Source organism: Novosphingobium sp., assembly GCF_036820275.1.
Classification (GTDB): domain Bacteria; phylum Pseudomonadota; class Alphaproteobacteria; order Sphingomonadales; family Sphingomonadaceae; genus Novosphingobium.
Window position 1 is genome coordinate 91,064 of sequence record NZ_DAISLT010000004.1, and the last position, 13,910, is coordinate 104,973.

The 13,910-nt window shown below is 63.4% G+C and carries 28 protein-coding genes; 17 read left to right on the plus strand and 11 right to left on the minus strand.

The window, feature by feature from the left end; genetic code table 11:
- The 10 genes from V7066_RS04590 to V7066_RS04635 all read right to left on the minus strand — a co-directional run.
- A partial coding sequence (locus V7066_RS04590) for a hypothetical protein (RefSeq protein WP_334182066.1) occupies window positions 1-464 on the minus strand: 464 nt, incomplete at its 3' end.
- The gene (locus V7066_RS04595) at window positions 418-1,158 is read right to left on the minus strand and encodes a hypothetical protein (RefSeq protein ID WP_334182067.1); all 741 of its coding nucleotides are present in this window, start codon (window positions 1,156-1,158) and stop codon (window positions 418-420) included. The genes V7066_RS04595 and V7066_RS04590, both read right to left, overlap by 47 nt.
- Complete coding sequence (locus V7066_RS04600; RefSeq protein WP_334182068.1) at window positions 1,155-1,562, minus strand: DUF1064 domain-containing protein; 408 nt, start codon at window positions 1,560-1,562, stop codon at window positions 1,155-1,157. The genes V7066_RS04595 and V7066_RS04600 overlap by 4 nt, the downstream gene beginning before the upstream one ends.
- Window positions 1,559-1,720, minus strand: coding sequence for a hypothetical protein (locus tag V7066_RS04605; RefSeq protein WP_334182069.1), 162 nt, complete (start codon window positions 1,718-1,720; stop codon window positions 1,559-1,561). Before V7066_RS04605 ends, V7066_RS04600 begins: the two co-directional genes overlap by 4 nt.
- Window positions 1,721-1,722: 2 nt before the next feature.
- Window positions 1,723-2,751 (minus strand): DUF2303 family protein, encoded by a 1,029-nt coding sequence (locus tag V7066_RS04610; protein ID WP_334182070.1) that lies wholly within the window; start codon window positions 2,749-2,751, stop codon window positions 1,723-1,725.
- A 17-nt stretch (window positions 2,752-2,768) separates the two neighbouring features.
- Window positions 2,769-3,188, minus strand: a complete 420-nt coding sequence (locus V7066_RS04615) for a hypothetical protein (protein ID WP_334182071.1) — start codon at window positions 3,186-3,188, stop codon at window positions 2,769-2,771.
- Window positions 3,189-3,258: 70 nt separating this feature from the next.
- Complete coding sequence (locus V7066_RS04620) at window positions 3,259-3,702, minus strand: hypothetical protein (protein ID WP_334182072.1); 444 nt, start codon at window positions 3,700-3,702, stop codon at window positions 3,259-3,261.
- The gene (locus tag V7066_RS04625) at window positions 3,699-4,178 is read right to left on the minus strand and encodes a hypothetical protein (protein WP_334182073.1); all 480 of its coding nucleotides are present in this window, start codon (window positions 4,176-4,178) and stop codon (window positions 3,699-3,701) included. The genes V7066_RS04620 and V7066_RS04625 overlap by 4 nt, the downstream gene beginning before the upstream one ends.
- Entirely contained in the window at window positions 4,175-4,483 is a 309-nt protein-coding gene (locus tag V7066_RS04630) for a winged helix-turn-helix domain-containing protein (RefSeq protein ID WP_334182074.1), read from the minus strand. Before V7066_RS04630 ends, V7066_RS04625 begins: the two co-directional genes overlap by 4 nt.
- Entirely contained in the window at window positions 4,480-4,686 is a 207-nt protein-coding gene (locus V7066_RS04635; RefSeq protein WP_334182075.1) for a carph-isopro domain-containing protein, read from the minus strand. The genes V7066_RS04630 and V7066_RS04635 overlap by 4 nt, the downstream gene beginning before the upstream one ends.
- On the opposite strand from V7066_RS04635, the gene V7066_RS04640 reads away from it, so the two are divergent.
- The 4 genes from V7066_RS04640 to V7066_RS04655 all read left to right on the plus strand — a co-directional run bounded on the left by V7066_RS04640 (window position 4,685) and on the right by V7066_RS04655 (window position 6,609).
- Entirely contained in the window at window positions 4,685-5,374 is a 690-nt protein-coding gene (locus V7066_RS04640; protein WP_334182221.1) for a LexA family protein, read from the plus strand. The genes V7066_RS04635 and V7066_RS04640 overlap by 2 nt on opposite strands.
- Window positions 5,375-5,763: 389 nt before the next feature.
- Window positions 5,764-5,967: a hypothetical protein gene (locus V7066_RS04645; RefSeq protein WP_334182076.1), complete on the plus strand. Its 204-nt coding sequence runs from the start codon at window positions 5,764-5,766 to the stop codon at window positions 5,965-5,967.
- A gap of 103 nt (window positions 5,968-6,070) precedes the next feature.
- Window positions 6,071-6,334: a hypothetical protein gene (locus V7066_RS04650; protein ID WP_334182077.1), complete on the plus strand. Its 264-nt coding sequence runs from the start codon at window positions 6,071-6,073 to the stop codon at window positions 6,332-6,334.
- Entirely contained in the window at window positions 6,331-6,609 is a 279-nt protein-coding gene (locus V7066_RS04655; RefSeq protein ID WP_334182078.1) for a hypothetical protein, read from the plus strand. The genes V7066_RS04650 and V7066_RS04655 overlap by 4 nt, the downstream gene beginning before the upstream one ends.
- A gap of 192 nt (window positions 6,610-6,801) precedes the next feature.
- Here V7066_RS04655 and V7066_RS04660 read toward each other — a convergent pair whose 3' ends face one another.
- Entirely contained in the window at window positions 6,802-7,644 is an 843-nt protein-coding gene (locus V7066_RS04660) for a YDG/SRA domain-containing protein (RefSeq protein ID WP_334182079.1), read from the minus strand.
- A gap of 161 nt (window positions 7,645-7,805) precedes the next feature.
- Here V7066_RS04660 and V7066_RS04665 point away from each other — a divergent pair, with 161 nt between their 5' ends.
- Genes V7066_RS04665 through V7066_RS04725 form a run of 13 tightly spaced genes read left to right on the plus strand, consistent with a single transcriptional unit; the run spans window position 7,806 to window position 13,541 of the window.
- Complete coding sequence (locus tag V7066_RS04665) at window positions 7,806-8,267, plus strand: hypothetical protein (RefSeq protein WP_334182080.1); 462 nt, start codon at window positions 7,806-7,808, stop codon at window positions 8,265-8,267.
- Entirely contained in the window at window positions 8,239-8,754 is a 516-nt protein-coding gene (locus tag V7066_RS04670) for a hypothetical protein (RefSeq protein ID WP_334182081.1), read from the plus strand. Before V7066_RS04665 ends, V7066_RS04670 begins: the two co-directional genes overlap by 29 nt.
- On the plus strand, window positions 8,751-9,452 hold the full coding sequence (locus V7066_RS04675; protein WP_334182082.1) for a DNA-methyltransferase: 702 nt from the start codon (window positions 8,751-8,753) through the stop codon (window positions 9,450-9,452). The genes V7066_RS04670 and V7066_RS04675 overlap by 4 nt, the downstream gene beginning before the upstream one ends.
- Window positions 9,449-9,772 carry a hypothetical protein gene (locus tag V7066_RS04680; protein ID WP_334182083.1) on the plus strand — a complete coding sequence of 108 codons (324 nt, stop codon included), beginning with the start codon at window positions 9,449-9,451 and terminating at the stop codon, window positions 9,770-9,772. Before V7066_RS04675 ends, V7066_RS04680 begins: the two co-directional genes overlap by 4 nt.
- Window positions 9,772-10,335 (plus strand): hypothetical protein, encoded by a 564-nt coding sequence (locus V7066_RS04685; RefSeq protein WP_334182084.1) that lies wholly within the window; start codon window positions 9,772-9,774, stop codon window positions 10,333-10,335. Before V7066_RS04680 ends, V7066_RS04685 begins: the two co-directional genes overlap by 1 nt.
- Entirely contained in the window at window positions 10,332-10,589 is a 258-nt protein-coding gene (locus tag V7066_RS04690; RefSeq protein WP_334182085.1) for a hypothetical protein, read from the plus strand. Before V7066_RS04685 ends, V7066_RS04690 begins: the two co-directional genes overlap by 4 nt.
- Window positions 10,576-10,836, plus strand: coding sequence for a hypothetical protein (locus tag V7066_RS04695; protein ID WP_334182086.1), 261 nt, complete (start codon window positions 10,576-10,578; stop codon window positions 10,834-10,836). The genes V7066_RS04690 and V7066_RS04695 overlap by 14 nt, the downstream gene beginning before the upstream one ends.
- A complete protein-coding gene (locus V7066_RS04700) occupies window positions 10,829-11,608 on the plus strand; it encodes a hypothetical protein (RefSeq protein WP_334182087.1) in 780 nt (259 codons plus the stop codon). Before V7066_RS04695 ends, V7066_RS04700 begins: the two co-directional genes overlap by 8 nt.
- The gene (locus V7066_RS04705; protein ID WP_334182088.1) at window positions 11,608-11,877 is read left to right on the plus strand and encodes a hypothetical protein; all 270 of its coding nucleotides are present in this window, start codon (window positions 11,608-11,610) and stop codon (window positions 11,875-11,877) included. The genes V7066_RS04700 and V7066_RS04705 overlap by 1 nt, the downstream gene beginning before the upstream one ends.
- On the plus strand, window positions 11,874-12,089 hold the full coding sequence (locus V7066_RS04710) for a helix-turn-helix transcriptional regulator (protein WP_334182089.1): 216 nt from the start codon (window positions 11,874-11,876) through the stop codon (window positions 12,087-12,089). Before V7066_RS04705 ends, V7066_RS04710 begins: the two co-directional genes overlap by 4 nt.
- Before the next feature lie 10 nt (window positions 12,090-12,099).
- Complete coding sequence (locus tag V7066_RS04715) at window positions 12,100-12,294, plus strand: helix-turn-helix transcriptional regulator (RefSeq protein WP_334182090.1); 195 nt, start codon at window positions 12,100-12,102, stop codon at window positions 12,292-12,294.
- Between the two features lie 14 nt (window positions 12,295-12,308).
- Entirely contained in the window at window positions 12,309-12,578 is a 270-nt protein-coding gene (locus V7066_RS04720) for a hypothetical protein (protein WP_334182091.1), read from the plus strand.
- A 60-nt stretch (window positions 12,579-12,638) separates the two neighbouring features.
- Entirely contained in the window at window positions 12,639-13,541 is a 903-nt protein-coding gene (locus tag V7066_RS04725) for an STM4504/CBY_0614 family protein (RefSeq protein ID WP_334182092.1), read from the plus strand.
- The last annotated feature ends 369 nt before the right edge of the window (window positions 13,542-13,910 follow it).

The following is a 13,910-nucleotide window of genomic DNA, read 5'->3' on the forward strand; positions in this document are numbered from 1 at the left end:
CACTGCTCCGGCATCGCATCGATCTCGGCCGGTGAAGCCTCGCCAGCAGCCAAGCGCGACATGGCATCGTCGAACCGGGCCTGCCGTTCGTGGCGCACGGCGGTGCTCGCAGCCAGCTTGGAGCGCACCGCGTCGTCATCGCGCCGCCAACGCGCCAGAATTTCCACGCATTCGGTGGTGCTGGGGTAGAACTTGCAGACGCGCAGCGCCTCGGTGGCGAGGAACTCGAGCGCCTGTCGGGGATAGCGGCTGATCACCAGCTCGTAAGCTCGGTGCCGCAGCTTGCCGCCCACGCTGTCGTCGGCACGGCGGGGCAGAACGTCCATCATCCGCAGGATCTGCGCCAGGAACACGGTGTCGGCCATTTCCAGCGCGGGCAACGGTGCGGCGGCTACTGCCTGCGCGGCGGCGAGCTGGTCATTGGAGAGGCGCACCGCCGGCGCGCCCGCGGGCGATGGTGTCATCGAGCGATCGAGTAAACCCGTCGCGGCGGTCAGGCTGGTGATTGCTGGCAAAACCTCGCCCAGCTGTCGTGCTTCGATTCCCATTTCGTTCGGTCCTGTTTCGGTCGGCTTTCGCGATCCATGTGCGGAATGCCGCCTGCCAATCCTTGGTCACGCGGTCGTTGCTGGCGGCATGAGCCTCGAAGGCCATCCGCTCCCGGTCGAGCATGCCGGGCGGCCAGCCATCGACGATCTGCTGGGCGGCTGGGGTCAGCACCGGCTCCCAGCCGTCGGGCAGCGCGATCGGCACGGCGAGGGTTCGTTTCGGCTTGGAAGGCGCTTCTCCGCCAACCTCGCCGTCATCGGCCTCCACCGGGTCGGAACCTGCCGCCTCGTGCGTGCCCGTGTCGCTCGCGCGTGATTTCTCTTCCGGGTGGGTAGGGGTGGAGGGGTTAGAATTATTTTCATTGGGGAGGCGGGGAAGGGAGGGTCCTGACGCCAAGGCGTCAGAAGCGTCAGTTTCGTCAGAAAGCGTCATTTCTGACGCCTTCTGACGCTTGCGTTCCTCGTATCGAGCTTGTCGGAGGGCTCCAGCGCTGCGCGCTTTCGGCTCTGCCCTCACCTGGGCTTCCATTTCAGCAATAGCCGTCAGCAGAGCGTCACCGGTGATCCCGGCGGCGAGCAGATGCTTCACGGCGGTGGCGATAAGGCTCACACCACTTTCCATTCGATCTCAGGCCAGAAGGCGCGCGCAAAGGACATGCGCAGCACCGACGCCTCGGTTTGGGTGGCCTTGTTCCCCTTGACGTCCTCGCAGACCTTCCGTCCGCGCTCGATGTAGGAGAAGTCGGGTTTGTAGACGGCCTTGCGGCCGTTAGGGTGCAGGACGGGTTTGCCAGCGACCATGAAGGTGAAGGTCGGCTCCACCTCCAGTCCGCAGATCTGCCCGCCGCGCTGAAGCAGGTGCAGCTCGACGCAGCGCCCCGCTTCCTTCTTGCTGGCGTGCTTGTGCCCCAGACCGCATTCGGTCTTGCGCGCGCCGAACTTGTTCCCAGCCGCCTTGGCGGGCGGCAGGGAGACAAAGTCGGCGAGGCTGATGCGGTCCGGCAGCTTGCTCACAGCTTGGGCCACTCCACAGGAGGAAGGCCTGCGTTGGCCCGCATCTGGTCCGCCTGGGTGTGGATCAGCGCCCGGCGCTGCGCATGGCCGATCTTGGCCAAAGCAGCGCCAGGGGTCACCGGCTCGGGCTTACGCTTGCGGGTGAGCCAGCCGAACATCGTTAGAACGGACGGCCGTCGTAGCTGGGCGCGGCAGACGCTTCGGGCGTGCCGGTGAAGATCGGCAGGCCGGTTTCCATCGCGACCTTCTCCAGCGCTTGGTTGAAGGCGGTCTCGAAGGTAAGGTCCGGTCGCCACAGCTCGTACCAGAACACCGGCTTGCCGTTCGCCAGGCGGTACCGGAGGCGGGCGATGATGCGGTAGACGTCCGCCGAGCGCGCGAAGATCGGGATGGCGATCGAGAACAGCTTGGGGAAGTCGACCGGCTTGCCGTCCGAATCCTTGTGCTCCGACACGAAAGCGAACTGCGTTTCGCCGGTCGTCAGGTTGACTGCTTCGCACGATTCCGCCGTCTCGTAGATGCGGAACTTGAGCGACATATCGACCAGCCGCGTCGGCGTGGCGATCGAGCTGGGCGTCGTCGCGCGGTTAGCCTTGGCGAAGGCCTGCGCCTGCTTCGACCATTCGGACACGGGATCTTCGGAAACGTCGACGATCTGCGTTTCGAGGAAGGCGGCGAACTCGCCCATCGACATCGGGGTGGCGTTCTTGCCGAACCACGCCTTCCATTCCTCGGAGAGCGGGAAGGCATACGTCGCCCTGTGGCGCATCGATTCGACCAGATTGGGCGGAATGACGCCGAATTCGTCGACGTTGGCGGGGTGATAGTCGAAGATCGCCGTAAGCGAGGGCTTCTTGAAGTCGTCGGTGGCGAAGATCGCCGAATTGCCGAACTTGAAGCGGTTCACCAACTCGATGAACGAGGGTAGCTGGGTGAGCACGGCCGTGCCGCTGCGGAACAGCGGGTGCGAGCGGTATTCGTCCCAGAGGTCGGGAGAGAGTGCCTGTGCGCCGCTGGCCGTGAGGGCGACGGGCGCCTCGGTGCCGGTGCGCGGATCGGTAACCGTCACGATCTGGGCGCGCAGATGCTGCTCGGCCAGGTTGAAGGCCTTGTCCATCAGCTCTCCGGTGCGGTCGGCAACGGTGTCGGCGGCAGCGAGCGCGAGAGCGCTGGTATCGGTAGTGGTCATGTGATCGTTTTCCTTGATCAGCCGTGCACGGTGCGCGGTTCGGTGGTGACTTCACGGATGGTGCCGAACAGGTTGCCCTGGCGGGGCATGTTCGGGCTCAGGCGACCATCGCGGGTGAACCAGGCAACGGTGGCGCCGTGCTTCGCGGTCGGCAGCTTGAAGGCCAGCGACGGGGTGAGGGTCGAGAATCCCTTGTCCGGATCGAAGTCGACATCGATGGCGAGGGTGATCTTGCCCTTCACCTTCTTGTTGCTGTCGATTCCAGCCGCCTCGAGCTTCTGGGCGAACTCCTGAAGCGGCGCGGTGCTGTCGGCGTTGAACGCGCCGTCCTTGAGCATCATCAGCAGGTCGGTGAGGGTAGAGGCCGCTGGATAGCGGCGACCGCCGTCGGCGGCGTGCTCCTCTATGATTTCGCCCGTTTCGGGGTTATGATCCATCTTGCATCACTCCGGCGCGCATTCAGGTTTCCAGGCCGGGGTGCGCGCCATCCCCCCGGCTCGAAACTTGTCAGGCGGCTCGAACCAGCTTCGAGAGCTGGGCGTCGATGGCGTCGCGGGCGCGCTCAAGGTCGGCGCGGCTGTCGCGCACTTCCTCGTAATCGATGTCCCCGTCTTCCAGGGCGACTGCCAGCGCGAGAGCGGCCTTCAGGATGGCGGACTGCGCGGCGAAGTCGCAGGTATCGACCGGGCGGCTGCCTTCCACGAAACGACGGATCGGGCCGATGAACGGGCCGTTCCACTCGCGCCAGGCGGCGAGCAGGCTGAAAGCGTCCATGCCGCTGGTGCCCTTGCGATAGGCGGCGGCCATGTCCTCGCTCTTGCCGAGCACGCGGCCGAGATCCTCGTCCGTGTAGCCGTTGGCATCCTTGATGGATTGCAAGGCGTTGGCGATCTCGTCGCGGACGTTCGATGCGGAAAAGACGGGCCTCGGGCCGGTGGATGTGCGGGTCACAGCTGGGATACCTCAGCGGAATGAAGAGAAACGGGGACGAACACGATGGGGCGGGCGACGCGGCGCGTGTGCCGGCAGCCGATGTCGCCGCGCACACCGCAGAGGCGGCAGGGTTCGCGATCGATGCCGAGGGGCTGCGCCTTGGTGCGCGCGCTGGCATCGCCCTGCGGCTGGTGATCAGCCCCGGCGGCGCCATCAGCGTGCAGCGGCTGGGAAGGGGGCAGGGCACTCGCGGTGCTCTGGCCGGTCGAGACGATGGTGACGACGCGCGAGGACCTGTAGCGCTTGACCGTGATCGCGCCGCGCGCTTCCAGCCGCAGGATGGACTTGGAGGCGGTATGGACGCCTTCCATGTGCAGAAGTCCTGCGATCTCGCCGTTGCTCGGGCACATGCGCCCTTCTCGAGCGCACTTGGTGAGCAGAGCGAGCAGCCGGGCCGCGCGTTCGTCAGCGCCCTTGTGTCCCCGGTAAGTCATGGCCGCGCATCCCAGGCGAAGCCCTTGCGGGCGACGACGCGGATGGGCGTGCGGTCGCCGAAAAGGCGGCGGAGGGCGGCAACGTGATTGTTGAGCGTCGCGGCCGTGATGCCGGGGATGTCATGGTGCGAGACCGGTTCGCCATTGGCGTAAGCGATCGCGTAGAGAACGCGCGCCAGATACCGGGGCAGGGCGATCTGCTCGCCGTCGCGATAGACGATGGCAGGGCCTACCCACCATTCACCACGCGTGACGGCGGCGCCCTCGGCGATGTTGCCGGAGCAGTGCGGGCAGCGGGCGCTCATGCGGCTGCTTGTCGGACCGGGAAGCTGGAGGCCTTGAGCGGCTTGCCGAGGCGCTTGGCCATCTTGAGCAGCGCCGGAATGCGCCAATGCGGGACGAAGCCTGTTCGCTTCCAAGTGTGAACCGTCGTGATGGGGATGCCCGTTTCTTTCGAAACAGCGGTGACGCCACCAAGACTTTCGAGGATATCTGCAACCGTGCTCATGCCATCGAATTACGATAACCGTAATTTCAGCGCAAGCGAAAATACGAACTTCGTCATCGACGCTCGCTTACGAACTTCGCAATGTCGCGCCATGCTGACACACGATGACATTCTCGCTGAACTCCGCCGCTGGATCAGCTCGGGCAAGGTTCTGCAGAAGGAAGTCGCGGCGGAGCTCGGCATTGCTCCGGCGCGGGTCACCGAGATGTTGAAAGGCACTCGCAAGGTGCAGCAGCGCGAGATGCCGATCCTGGTGCGCTACTTCGGAATGGACGAAGGCCCGGACCCGTCGGTCAGAAAGATCGCGCGTATCGGGATGGTGCCAGCTGGCGCGCTCCGCGAAGCCTTGTCAGATGCGCCCAACAGCATCGAGGTGCCAGCCAACTTGCCGAAGGGCGTGTTCGCGCTTGAGGTGGATGGCGAAAGCATGAACAAGATCGCGCCGCTAGGGTGCGATGTGATCGTTGACCCGAACGATAAGAAGCTGTTTTCGGGCGATCTTTACGTCGTGAGCAACGAAGCGGGCGAGTTTACCTTCAAGCGGTTCATGCAAGATCCCGCCCGCTTGGTTCCGCTGTCTACTGACCTGGCTCATAAGGAAATCGAGATCGGGTCAGAGCCGATCAACATCATCGGGCGTGTCGTCTCCGTGTTGATCGGTTCTGATTTCCTGCGCCGGATGGCGTGATCAGGCCGCCACTTCGCAGTTGATAGGGACCCAACGCAGCTCGGCGCCGACGTCTAGGAAGAACCGGCCGTCTTCGTCGTAAGAGCCGAGTTTTAGGCGAGCTGCGTCCCGTTCTGCCTCGTCCAGATTGTCCCTGATCGGCCCTCTGGCCTTCCCAAAATACTCAACTCGACAGCCCCGACGCATTTCCACCTCGCTTGATTCGTTGGTGTTCATAATGGAACATAACAAGAACTTAGGCTCAAGAGGGAAATCCCAACAAGTCCCAATCGATACAAAATTACGAAAAACGTATTGACGGCGAGATTACGATAATCGTATGTTGCTTCCAACAGCCCAGCAGTGAGCCGCAAGCGCAGACCTGCCGGGACCCTTGTTGGAGACCGCCGATGCACCGTGCATCCCTTCCCGGAAATTCCCAGCCGCCAGCGCCGTCCAGCACATCGACGCTTTCCTTCGTTGACCGTGACTGCGCAGTGCGGGTGGTTTCGGATCTGCTGTCCGGGCTTCAGGCCCAGGGTGGCCCGGATTGCCCCCGCATGCTCTACGCTAAGATCCAGGCGCAGAAGATCCTCAAGGCCTGGGGCGCATGATGCTCTACCGCCTCCACCTGGTGACTGGCCCCGTCGTCAAGTTCGACAACTTCATCGACCTCTGGGACTACATCGAAGAGCGCATGGTCGCGCGAGGTGAGCTGTGATCCGCTCGCAGCTGGCTTTCGCCGCCATCATCACCGCGACGCTCGCCGTCGGCACCGCGCTGCTCTACGCCCTGGACGACGGCGCCCGGCTCATCAACGAGAACGCCGCCGCGCGCGCCTTCATCCTGTCGGACGCCTTCTGGCCCGCCGTGATCGGCTTCATCATCGTGGCGCTGGTCGTGATGGTCGGCGTCGTCTCGGCTTACGATTTTCACCCCGACCGCCTGTCGGGTCGCACCGAGCCGGAGCGCGGCAATTGACCGCGCCCGGCTCACCCCTCTCCCAAAGCACCGGCCGGAACAGCATGCCCCCCGCCGTTCCGGAAGTACCCTCCCTCACGCCCGCGGCCTCCGGTGCTGCCGCGGGCAACCTCCACCTGACGCAGACGCAGGAAGAGGCGGTCGCCGCCTACCTCGCGCGCGTCTGGCGGGGCGCCACGGGCCTGCCTGAGGTCCCGGCGCCGGACATGCTCGCCGCGCTGGTCGGCCTGACGTTGCGCAAGGCGCGCGATGTCGCCGCCAGCCGGACGGGCTGAGCCCAGTTCGCAGGGAATGCGTCACGGAAAGGAAGACTTAGGTCCCCCGCATTCCCTCCCCAGCCGCAATCCCGCGGATTTTCAGGACGCGCCGAGGGCCGCGTGGGGACGCCCTCCCAGTTTCTCATTCGAAAGGACCGCCGCGTGCGCCTGAATTACGCCACTCTCCCCGACATACAGGCATGGCGATTGTCAGCGCGGGCGCCATTGCTCGCGATGGTAGCGAAGGTGCTCCCCTCCAATCTGATGGCGCGGAACGGTCCGCAGCTTTCCAGGCAGTCCGATCAGCGAAAAGTCGTCAGCGATCGAGAAGCCACCATTGTCAAACAGAACATGGTGGTTCGGGCAAAGGCACAGCAGGTTGGTGGTCTCGTCAGGCCCATCATGCGGACGACCAAGGGGGCGGATATGGGCGCCCTCGGCATAAGGTCCACCAACGCATTCCAGGCGGATGCCGCATGCCTGGCAGTGGTAGTCGTGCATTTCTTTGACTTCGCGGCTCTTCGCGGTGTCCCGAACAAGGCGCTGAATAGTTGTAGCGACCCGCTTCGTCGGCCGGGCCTCAGAAGGCGCGAATCCAGGCGGGGCTCCTTCAAGCGCGACGAGCTTGAAGCGGCACATCTGAAAGCCGGCACGGCCGGTTTCGTACCAGTAGCTGTCAACCCGATAGAGGCCATCGTATCGATAGCCCGTGGCGGGGCGGAATTCCTTGTGCTTCCCGCCTCGAAACACTCGAATCGGGGTTCCGCGCAAACAGCTCGTGACCAAAGCGGCGTTGCCCCGCGCGTCGAACGTTTGGTTTGCCGCCTGGGCCGTGCTGTCGCGCCCGCCACGGCCACCATGCCCGGTGTAAATGACCATGTCCCCGCGGTCTTCGTCGTCAGGGTAGCCCCCGGAAAGAACTACCGACGTCGCGCCAGTCTGCCGGTTGCCCGCAATTCCAGCGTCGGTTTGGTTGTGCCAGCCGGCGTCAAAAAGCGCGCGGCGGTCTTTAAAAACGGCACCTCGTTCAGGCCCCGAAATACTCTCTATCATCGACTGCCCCCGGCGACCCACGAATGCGGATCGCTACGCGTTTGTTTTCACAGAATAATGCGCGCGCAGCAAGACAGTGCAGGCCTACCGAAGGAGGCGGGTGAAGCATGATGCGACGCAATCACCTCTTTTCAGCAGGCGAGGGTAGTTGGCGCGCGTCGATGATCGACAAGCGCTTGCATCCTCATGCCGAGCACCGTCTACTTTTCACCGATACCTTGTTCGAGGATGCAGACGCCTACCGATTCCTCATCGAAGGCGCTTCGGCGTTCTTCGAGCGCTCGATCAACTGGTCAGTGCGAGCGGACGATTTTCCCGACTACCGCGTTCCCGAAGGTACGCTGGTCGAGGAGTATAGGGGTAACCCCGAATGGCGCGCCTTTCTCGCAGATCTGCGGGCGCGAACGATGGACGCACTCCCAGGCTTGATCTGGCTGGTTGAGGGCCGCGATCCCATTGAGGTGTTCCGAGATCGCCGTTTCATTGGGAACATGTGGCGTCGACCCCTGCTCGGAAGCGCTGAAGCGTCTCCCCCTTGCGGACTGGCGAGCGGCAAATTGCCATCGTGTCGGCGAACTTTTCGGACCTCCCGACGTGTTCACCGTTGGCATCGGCGAGCATGAGGAACACCGCTTTTACGGTGACAGCAAGAGCTTAGGAATTCTGCGTGCGAATGCGGCGGATGGCTGGCTCTACGAGGCACCGCTTATCGCGCTCAATGAAGCGCTGCTGCGGGGAGAGCAGTTCCCGGCCGACATCCTGCGGCTTCTGCTGGCTCCGCTGGACGAATTCGGCATCCGCCGGGCTCGCCTCTACCTGCAAGGATACCTGCACAACAATTGCGGCGGCTTCTGCTGCAAAGCGGGGCAGGCCCACTGGGCCAACCGCTTCCGCGTCCAGCCGGAGCGCTTCGCCTACGACGCGATGTGGGAACGGAAGCTGCGCGAGTTTCTCGGTGCGGACGTAGCGATGCTTACGGATCGGCGCGGCGGTGACAAGAAGCCGATGCCTCTCGACACGTTTGCAGAGCGGCTTCGGGCGGAGCCCAACCGCGAATTCCAGTACCAGCCGGGTGAGAGCGGCTGTGCTTGCATGGGGGTGGCAGCATGACCCGGATCGAGCACATCGGCCGCGCCGTCCTCTATCTGGGCGACTGCCGTGAAATCCTACCCACCCTGGGGCCCATCGACGCAGCGGTGACGGACCCACCCTACGAGTTCTCGACCAGCGGCGGCGGCCTCTTCCGCAAGGACCGCGAGAACATGGATCAGATCAAGGCCGCCGGTCTCGATCAGGGCTTCGAGCACTCGCTGATTTCGTCCAAGCAGTTCCGCTCGGCGGTCGTTTTCGCGCACAATGACCAGTGGGCGAGCCTGCTGCCGCACTTAGCCAGCGAATACGACCGCTATGCCATCTGCCAGTGGCACAAGACGAACCCGATGCCGGTGGCCAACCGCCATTACCAGCCGGACACCGAGATCTACGTCCATGCCTGGCTGACTGGCAGCCACCCGGAGGGCGAGCTGCGTCACAAGCAGCGCTTCATCGTGGCAGGCAACGGGCAGGACGGCGCGATCGCGCACCCAACGGTGAAGCCTCTGCCGGTCATGCGCAAGATCGTCATGAACGTGAACGGCCGTACCATCTGCGACCCGTTCATGGGCTCGGGCAGCACTGGCGTTGCGGCCGTCGAGTTCGACCGTGATTTCATCGGCATCGAGCGCGACGCCAAGTTCTTCGACATCGCCTGCCGCCGCATCGAGGATGCGCAGCGCCAGGGCAACCTTTTCATCGGGAGCGCGGCATGACCGGCATCTACATCCAGTTCACCGACGACGGTCGGACCATCGAGAAGTTCTCGAGCCAGCGCTTCGCCGGCGCCAACGGCTGGGCCTTCCGCTTCCCGGACGCTGACGCGGCGGTCGATCCTGATCCGGTCGAGGTGGGCGCGCGCTCTGCCGCCAGCGCCATGGGCTTCGATTTCGACGAGCAATGCGGCTACGAGACCGAGGCGGACCACTGCGACAGCAGCACCTGCATCGGCGGCCTGAACGAGGACCACCACCCGGAAGACTGCCGGGAGATGATGCGCCACATCGCGCGCGCCGTCCTGGCGGGAGCAGCGTAATGGGCTGGAAATCCGTCAAGGAACACTACCGGATCCTGCACAACGTCGCGGTGTATCCTGAGAAGGGCATATGCATTGGCTCGCCCTACATCCACGACATCATCGTGATCTCGCTGGATGGGGTCCTGACCAAGACCGATGGGGAGGACCGGTGGGGCAAGTCGATCAACGCCGATATCGATCGCTACCAGAACGAGATGCGCGAGGACCCGGAGCTGCTCGCGCGGCTGGTGGCCCAGCCGGACACGTTCGAGCGCTCGATTCCGGTCTACACCTACGAAGGTGCCGAGATCGTTGAGTGTGCCTGCGAGGAGGTCGGATACCCTAACGTCACGCACGACGGCCGGATGATGTTCGAGAACACCTTCTCCGCCGATCGGGACCAGGTGGTGAAGTGGGCAGCGCGCAACGCTCGCGCCAGCGTCGAAGGCTGGTCGGATCGGGTTGATGAGTGCACGCGGCAGCTGGCCAAGGTCAAGGAGCGGCGGGACGAGGCGTCGCGGCAATTGGCGGCTTTCGAAGCGATGGAGGCCGAGGTTCTGGCGCGGGAGGCGGGCCCATGATGTCCGAGCACCCCGACTTCTGCTGCGTGATCTGCGAACGGCAGGTCAACACGCGGTGGAGTTCCGTCGGTCCCACCGAAGAGCTGCCGCCGGTCTGCCGGTACTGCGAGAAGACCTACGCCGAGGGCGTGGGCAAGGCCACCGCTGGCTCGTTCCGCGATCGCCGCAACGCCATCCGCATCCACGCGCTGGCCGAAGCCCTGCACACCGCTGCGATGCGGATTCATTGGAGCACGAAATATGCCGCCGCGTGACTACGTATCCGCGCCCGTGTCCGATGCGCTGGGCGTGGCCAACATCATCCAGGGCCTTGCGGGCGACCTCGAGGCGCTGCGGGCTGGCCAGATCGGCGTGAACGACGCCATCGCGCGCTCGCAGCTCGCCAAGCAGATCTTCAACGGTGTCCGCCTCTACCTGAACGGCTCGAAGATGCTGTCGGACATGGCGAAGCCAGCCGCACCGGCGGCCATCACCCAGACGAAGGAGCAGCTCGATGGCTGACAAGGGAATCATCTTCAGCGCGCCGATGGTGCGCGCGCTGCTCGCCGGACGGAAGACGCAGACGCGGCGTCTGCTCAAACCAGTGCCGGAAGTGTTTCCAGTCGACGATAAGGGCACGCCTTGCGAGGTCGGCTATCTGCATGTCGAGGGCGAGGAAAGGCCACGTCTTTACACCGGTAAGTGCCTAACGATCCACAAGGCAACCTTTGCGGAAGGCGACCGGCTCTATGTGCGGGAAACGTGCCGGGCGATCGAGCGGAAGTCCGGCCTCGACCAGTTCCAGTACCGCGCGACCCTCGATTGGGAGGACGACGACGCCGAAAACGTGCCCAACGAGCCCGAAGCGGGCGGATGGGGTGACCTGTCTATCTATGGCCGGGGCAAGCGCGGGCGGAAGAACTTCGCCACCTGCGAAGATGACCTTACGTTCGCAGGCCCTTGGGTGCCGGCAATTCACGTGCCTCGCACGGCCTCGCGCCTCTGGCTTGCGGTCACCGAAGTTCGGGTGCAGCGCCTGAAAGAGTGCAGCGAAGCCGACGCCAAAGCGGAGGGCATTGAGGGATTCGCTTGCATCGGCGGGCAGGCTTGGCGCGACTTCAGCGGCGGCGCCGGATTCAACATGACCGACCCCGCCACTCCCGCGACGCGCAGCTATGCCACCCTGTGGGATAGCCTTCACACCACCGAGGGACAGCGCTGGGACGACAACCCGTGGATCGTCGCCGTCACATTCGAGGTGCACCGTGGCAACATCGACGCGGGGCTGGCGTAATGGCCTGCGAGCACGTCAGCCTCCCCGGCGGAGGTACCGCCATCGTCTGCGGCCCCCGCAAGCGGAAGCGCTGCACCAGCTGCGGCGGCCCAGCCACCCTGCTTTGCGACTGGAAGGTGGGCGAGGGCACCTGCGACCAGCCGATCTGCGCCCGCTGCACCACGTCGCCCGCACCCGACAAGGATCTCTGCCCCAGCCATGCCGCCGCGTTCGAGCGGTGGAAGGCCAGCCGGGCAGAGCAGGAATCACAGAGGAGTACCGAACGATGACGGCCGACCGACGCCGCGAAAGCCTGCTGCGCCTCGCAGAGGTAACTGGCCGCACCGGCCTGTCGCGCACCACGATCTACAACCGCATGCGGGCAGGGACCTTCCCGGCCTGCCTGCGCATCAGCGCTGGGCTGGTCGCCTGGTACGCGAGCGACATCGATGCCTGGGTCAGCGATCCCATGGGCTGGCGCGCGCCGGCCATCGCGGCCTGAGGCGCGGCCAATGACGGACGCAACCATCTCCATCCTGCGCCTCGCCGCCGTGAAGGCCCGCACCGGCCTGAGCCGGACCACCATTTACCGCCGGATGGATGCGGGGACGTTCCCCCGCTCCACCCAGATCAGCCCCGGCCTTGTCGGCTGGTACGAGGCCGACATCGACAGCTGGGTCGCAGACCCGATGGGCTGGCGCGCGTAAGCAGGGGAAACAAAGTGAGCGAAAGCGAAAAGGACCCTGTAGCCGAACTGGTCGCCCTCATTGACGCTGCCGAGCCCAAGGATGGCGCAATGATCTGGAATCATACCCTGGAGGAAATCGGCTTGCATGTGATGGAGAATCACGCCGCTGTTCGAAACGCACTCTCCCCTCGGGCAGAGCCACCGGCCAAGTCAGGTTGCGGCCGGTGCCACGACACCGGCTACGTCGACTTCGCGCACCTTGGGCTTGATCCTTGCGATCATGGGGCAAGCGAGCACGTTTAAGCTCAAAGTAATGAAAGCTGTGTGAATAGTCGTAGATTCGTCACAGCTAAGGGGATTATCTTGTCACTTCCAATGACCTACCGCCGTCGAAAACTGCTCCGTGACAAAGGCGATGTGGCGGACATCTACCAGTACGAGAGCATGTCAGATAGGCTTCGTGCCCAGGTTCTCCTCCGCCTCGATGAATTGGCGACAACATCGTATTGGAATTTCAACGGCATCGAGATATTTCAATTTGTTGTCGATGAGATGCGCCAAGAAAAGGGCGTATTCGAATTGGCTTCATCAGGGCCAAGAGTCTCCGAACAGGGTTGGCGAGAGTTTCGTGGCTGGTTTTTGTCTGAGGATGACACAGATTACTTGCTGAGCGGATTAGAAACTTTCATGCGGATTGCGAGTAACCTTGATGCTAAGTCTCCTGAAGTACGCGACCGGCATATCGCGGCTATCAATGCTTTTATGCTTGAGGACGGGTTTGGATTCCAATTTGAAGGCGGCGAGATTTTCGAAATAGGATCGACTTTCGTTCACAAGGAAGTGGTTGTACCACTTCTCGGCCTCCTATCTGACCCTAAGTATGTTACGGTGAACGAGGAATTCCGGAAGTCTCATCAAGAGTTTAAGGCGCAGGACTATGAGGACAGCATTCACGACTGCTGCAATGCTTTTGAGAGTATGATGAAAATAATAGCGAACGAACAAGGCTGGGTGGAGATAACTGAAAAGTCTACGGCAAAAGACCTTGTCAAGGCCCTCTACGATCACGATTTCATCCCTTCCTACACGCAGCAGGGTTTTACAGGCCTGCGTACTATCCTAGAAGGCAGCATAAACGTGGTCCGGAACAAGGCCGGAGGTCACGGTCAAGGTGCGACCCCGCGTGTGATCGATAAGCAGGTGGCTGAATACCAGCTCAATCAAACCGCGACAGCACTGAAACTGCTGGCTGAATACAACAAGTGAGGGCCGGAAGCGCGCTAGCATTACCCTAGCGCGCTTAACCGGAAACAATCGCCACAGCTTCCGCCCTATGTCGTGGTGTCTTCCTTCCGAGCACTCCCGGCTGAGACCGGCCGCTGGGTTGCCGACCCGATCGGTTGGCGCGCTGGTGAGGCTAACGCTTGAGGCGCTCGACGCTATCTACGACTACGCTTTGAAAATCCAGCGCCCGGCTACCTCACGCCGTACCCAGCCGAAGAGCGGTCGAATTTTCGTAATCGGGTCGAGAACGTCGCCGTCGTCGAGCGCGTACACATCATGCCGCGCCAGGACGGCGGCGAGGACATCTGCCAGCCGCATGTATGCCGGGAATGCGAGCGGGAGCGCACTTGG

Coding starts and splice junctions, on each gene's coding strand:
- V7066_RS04695 (WP_334182086.1), top strand. CDS start 10,576: ATGCCGCCGCGTGACTACGTATCCGCGCCCGTGTCCGATGCGCTGGGC.
- V7066_RS04700 (WP_334182087.1), top strand. CDS start 10,829: ATGGCTGACAAGGGAATCATCTTCAGCGCGCCGATGGTGCGCGCGCTG.
- V7066_RS04690 (WP_334182085.1), top strand. CDS start 10,332: ATGATGTCCGAGCACCCCGACTTCTGCTGCGTGATCTGCGAACGGCAG.
- V7066_RS04680 (WP_334182083.1), top strand. CDS start 9,449: ATGACCGGCATCTACATCCAGTTCACCGACGACGGTCGGACCATCGAG.
- V7066_RS04660 (WP_334182079.1), bottom strand. CDS start 7,644: ATGATAGAGAGTATTTCGGGGCCTGAACGAGGTGCCGTTTTTAAAGAC.
- V7066_RS04710 (WP_334182089.1), top strand. CDS start 11,874: ATGACGGCCGACCGACGCCGCGAAAGCCTGCTGCGCCTCGCAGAGGTA.
- V7066_RS04605 (WP_334182069.1), bottom strand. CDS start 1,720: ATGTTCGGCTGGCTCACCCGCAAGCGTAAGCCCGAGCCGGTGACCCCT.
- V7066_RS04645 (WP_334182076.1), top strand. CDS start 5,764: ATGCACCGTGCATCCCTTCCCGGAAATTCCCAGCCGCCAGCGCCGTCC.
- V7066_RS04715 (WP_334182090.1), top strand. CDS start 12,100: ATGACGGACGCAACCATCTCCATCCTGCGCCTCGCCGCCGTGAAGGCC.
- V7066_RS04625 (WP_334182073.1), bottom strand. CDS start 4,178: ATGACTTACCGGGGACACAAGGGCGCTGACGAACGCGCGGCCCGGCTG.
- V7066_RS04615 (WP_334182071.1), bottom strand. CDS start 3,188: ATGGATCATAACCCCGAAACGGGCGAAATCATAGAGGAGCACGCCGCC.
- V7066_RS04640 (WP_334182221.1), top strand. CDS start 4,685: ATGCCATCGAATTACGATAACCGTAATTTCAGCGCAAGCGAAAATACG.
- V7066_RS04675 (WP_334182082.1), top strand. CDS start 8,751: ATGACCCGGATCGAGCACATCGGCCGCGCCGTCCTCTATCTGGGCGAC.
- V7066_RS04685 (WP_334182084.1), top strand. CDS start 9,772: ATGGGCTGGAAATCCGTCAAGGAACACTACCGGATCCTGCACAACGTC.
- V7066_RS04635 (WP_334182075.1), bottom strand. CDS start 4,686: ATGAGCACGGTTGCAGATATCCTCGAAAGTCTTGGTGGCGTCACCGCT.
- V7066_RS04705 (WP_334182088.1), top strand. CDS start 11,608: ATGGCCTGCGAGCACGTCAGCCTCCCCGGCGGAGGTACCGCCATCGTC.
- V7066_RS04630 (WP_334182074.1), bottom strand. CDS start 4,483: ATGAGCGCCCGCTGCCCGCACTGCTCCGGCAACATCGCCGAGGGCGCC.
- V7066_RS04665 (WP_334182080.1), top strand. CDS start 7,806: ATGATCGACAAGCGCTTGCATCCTCATGCCGAGCACCGTCTACTTTTC.
- V7066_RS04610 (WP_334182070.1), bottom strand. CDS start 2,751: ATGACCACTACCGATACCAGCGCTCTCGCGCTCGCTGCCGCCGACACC.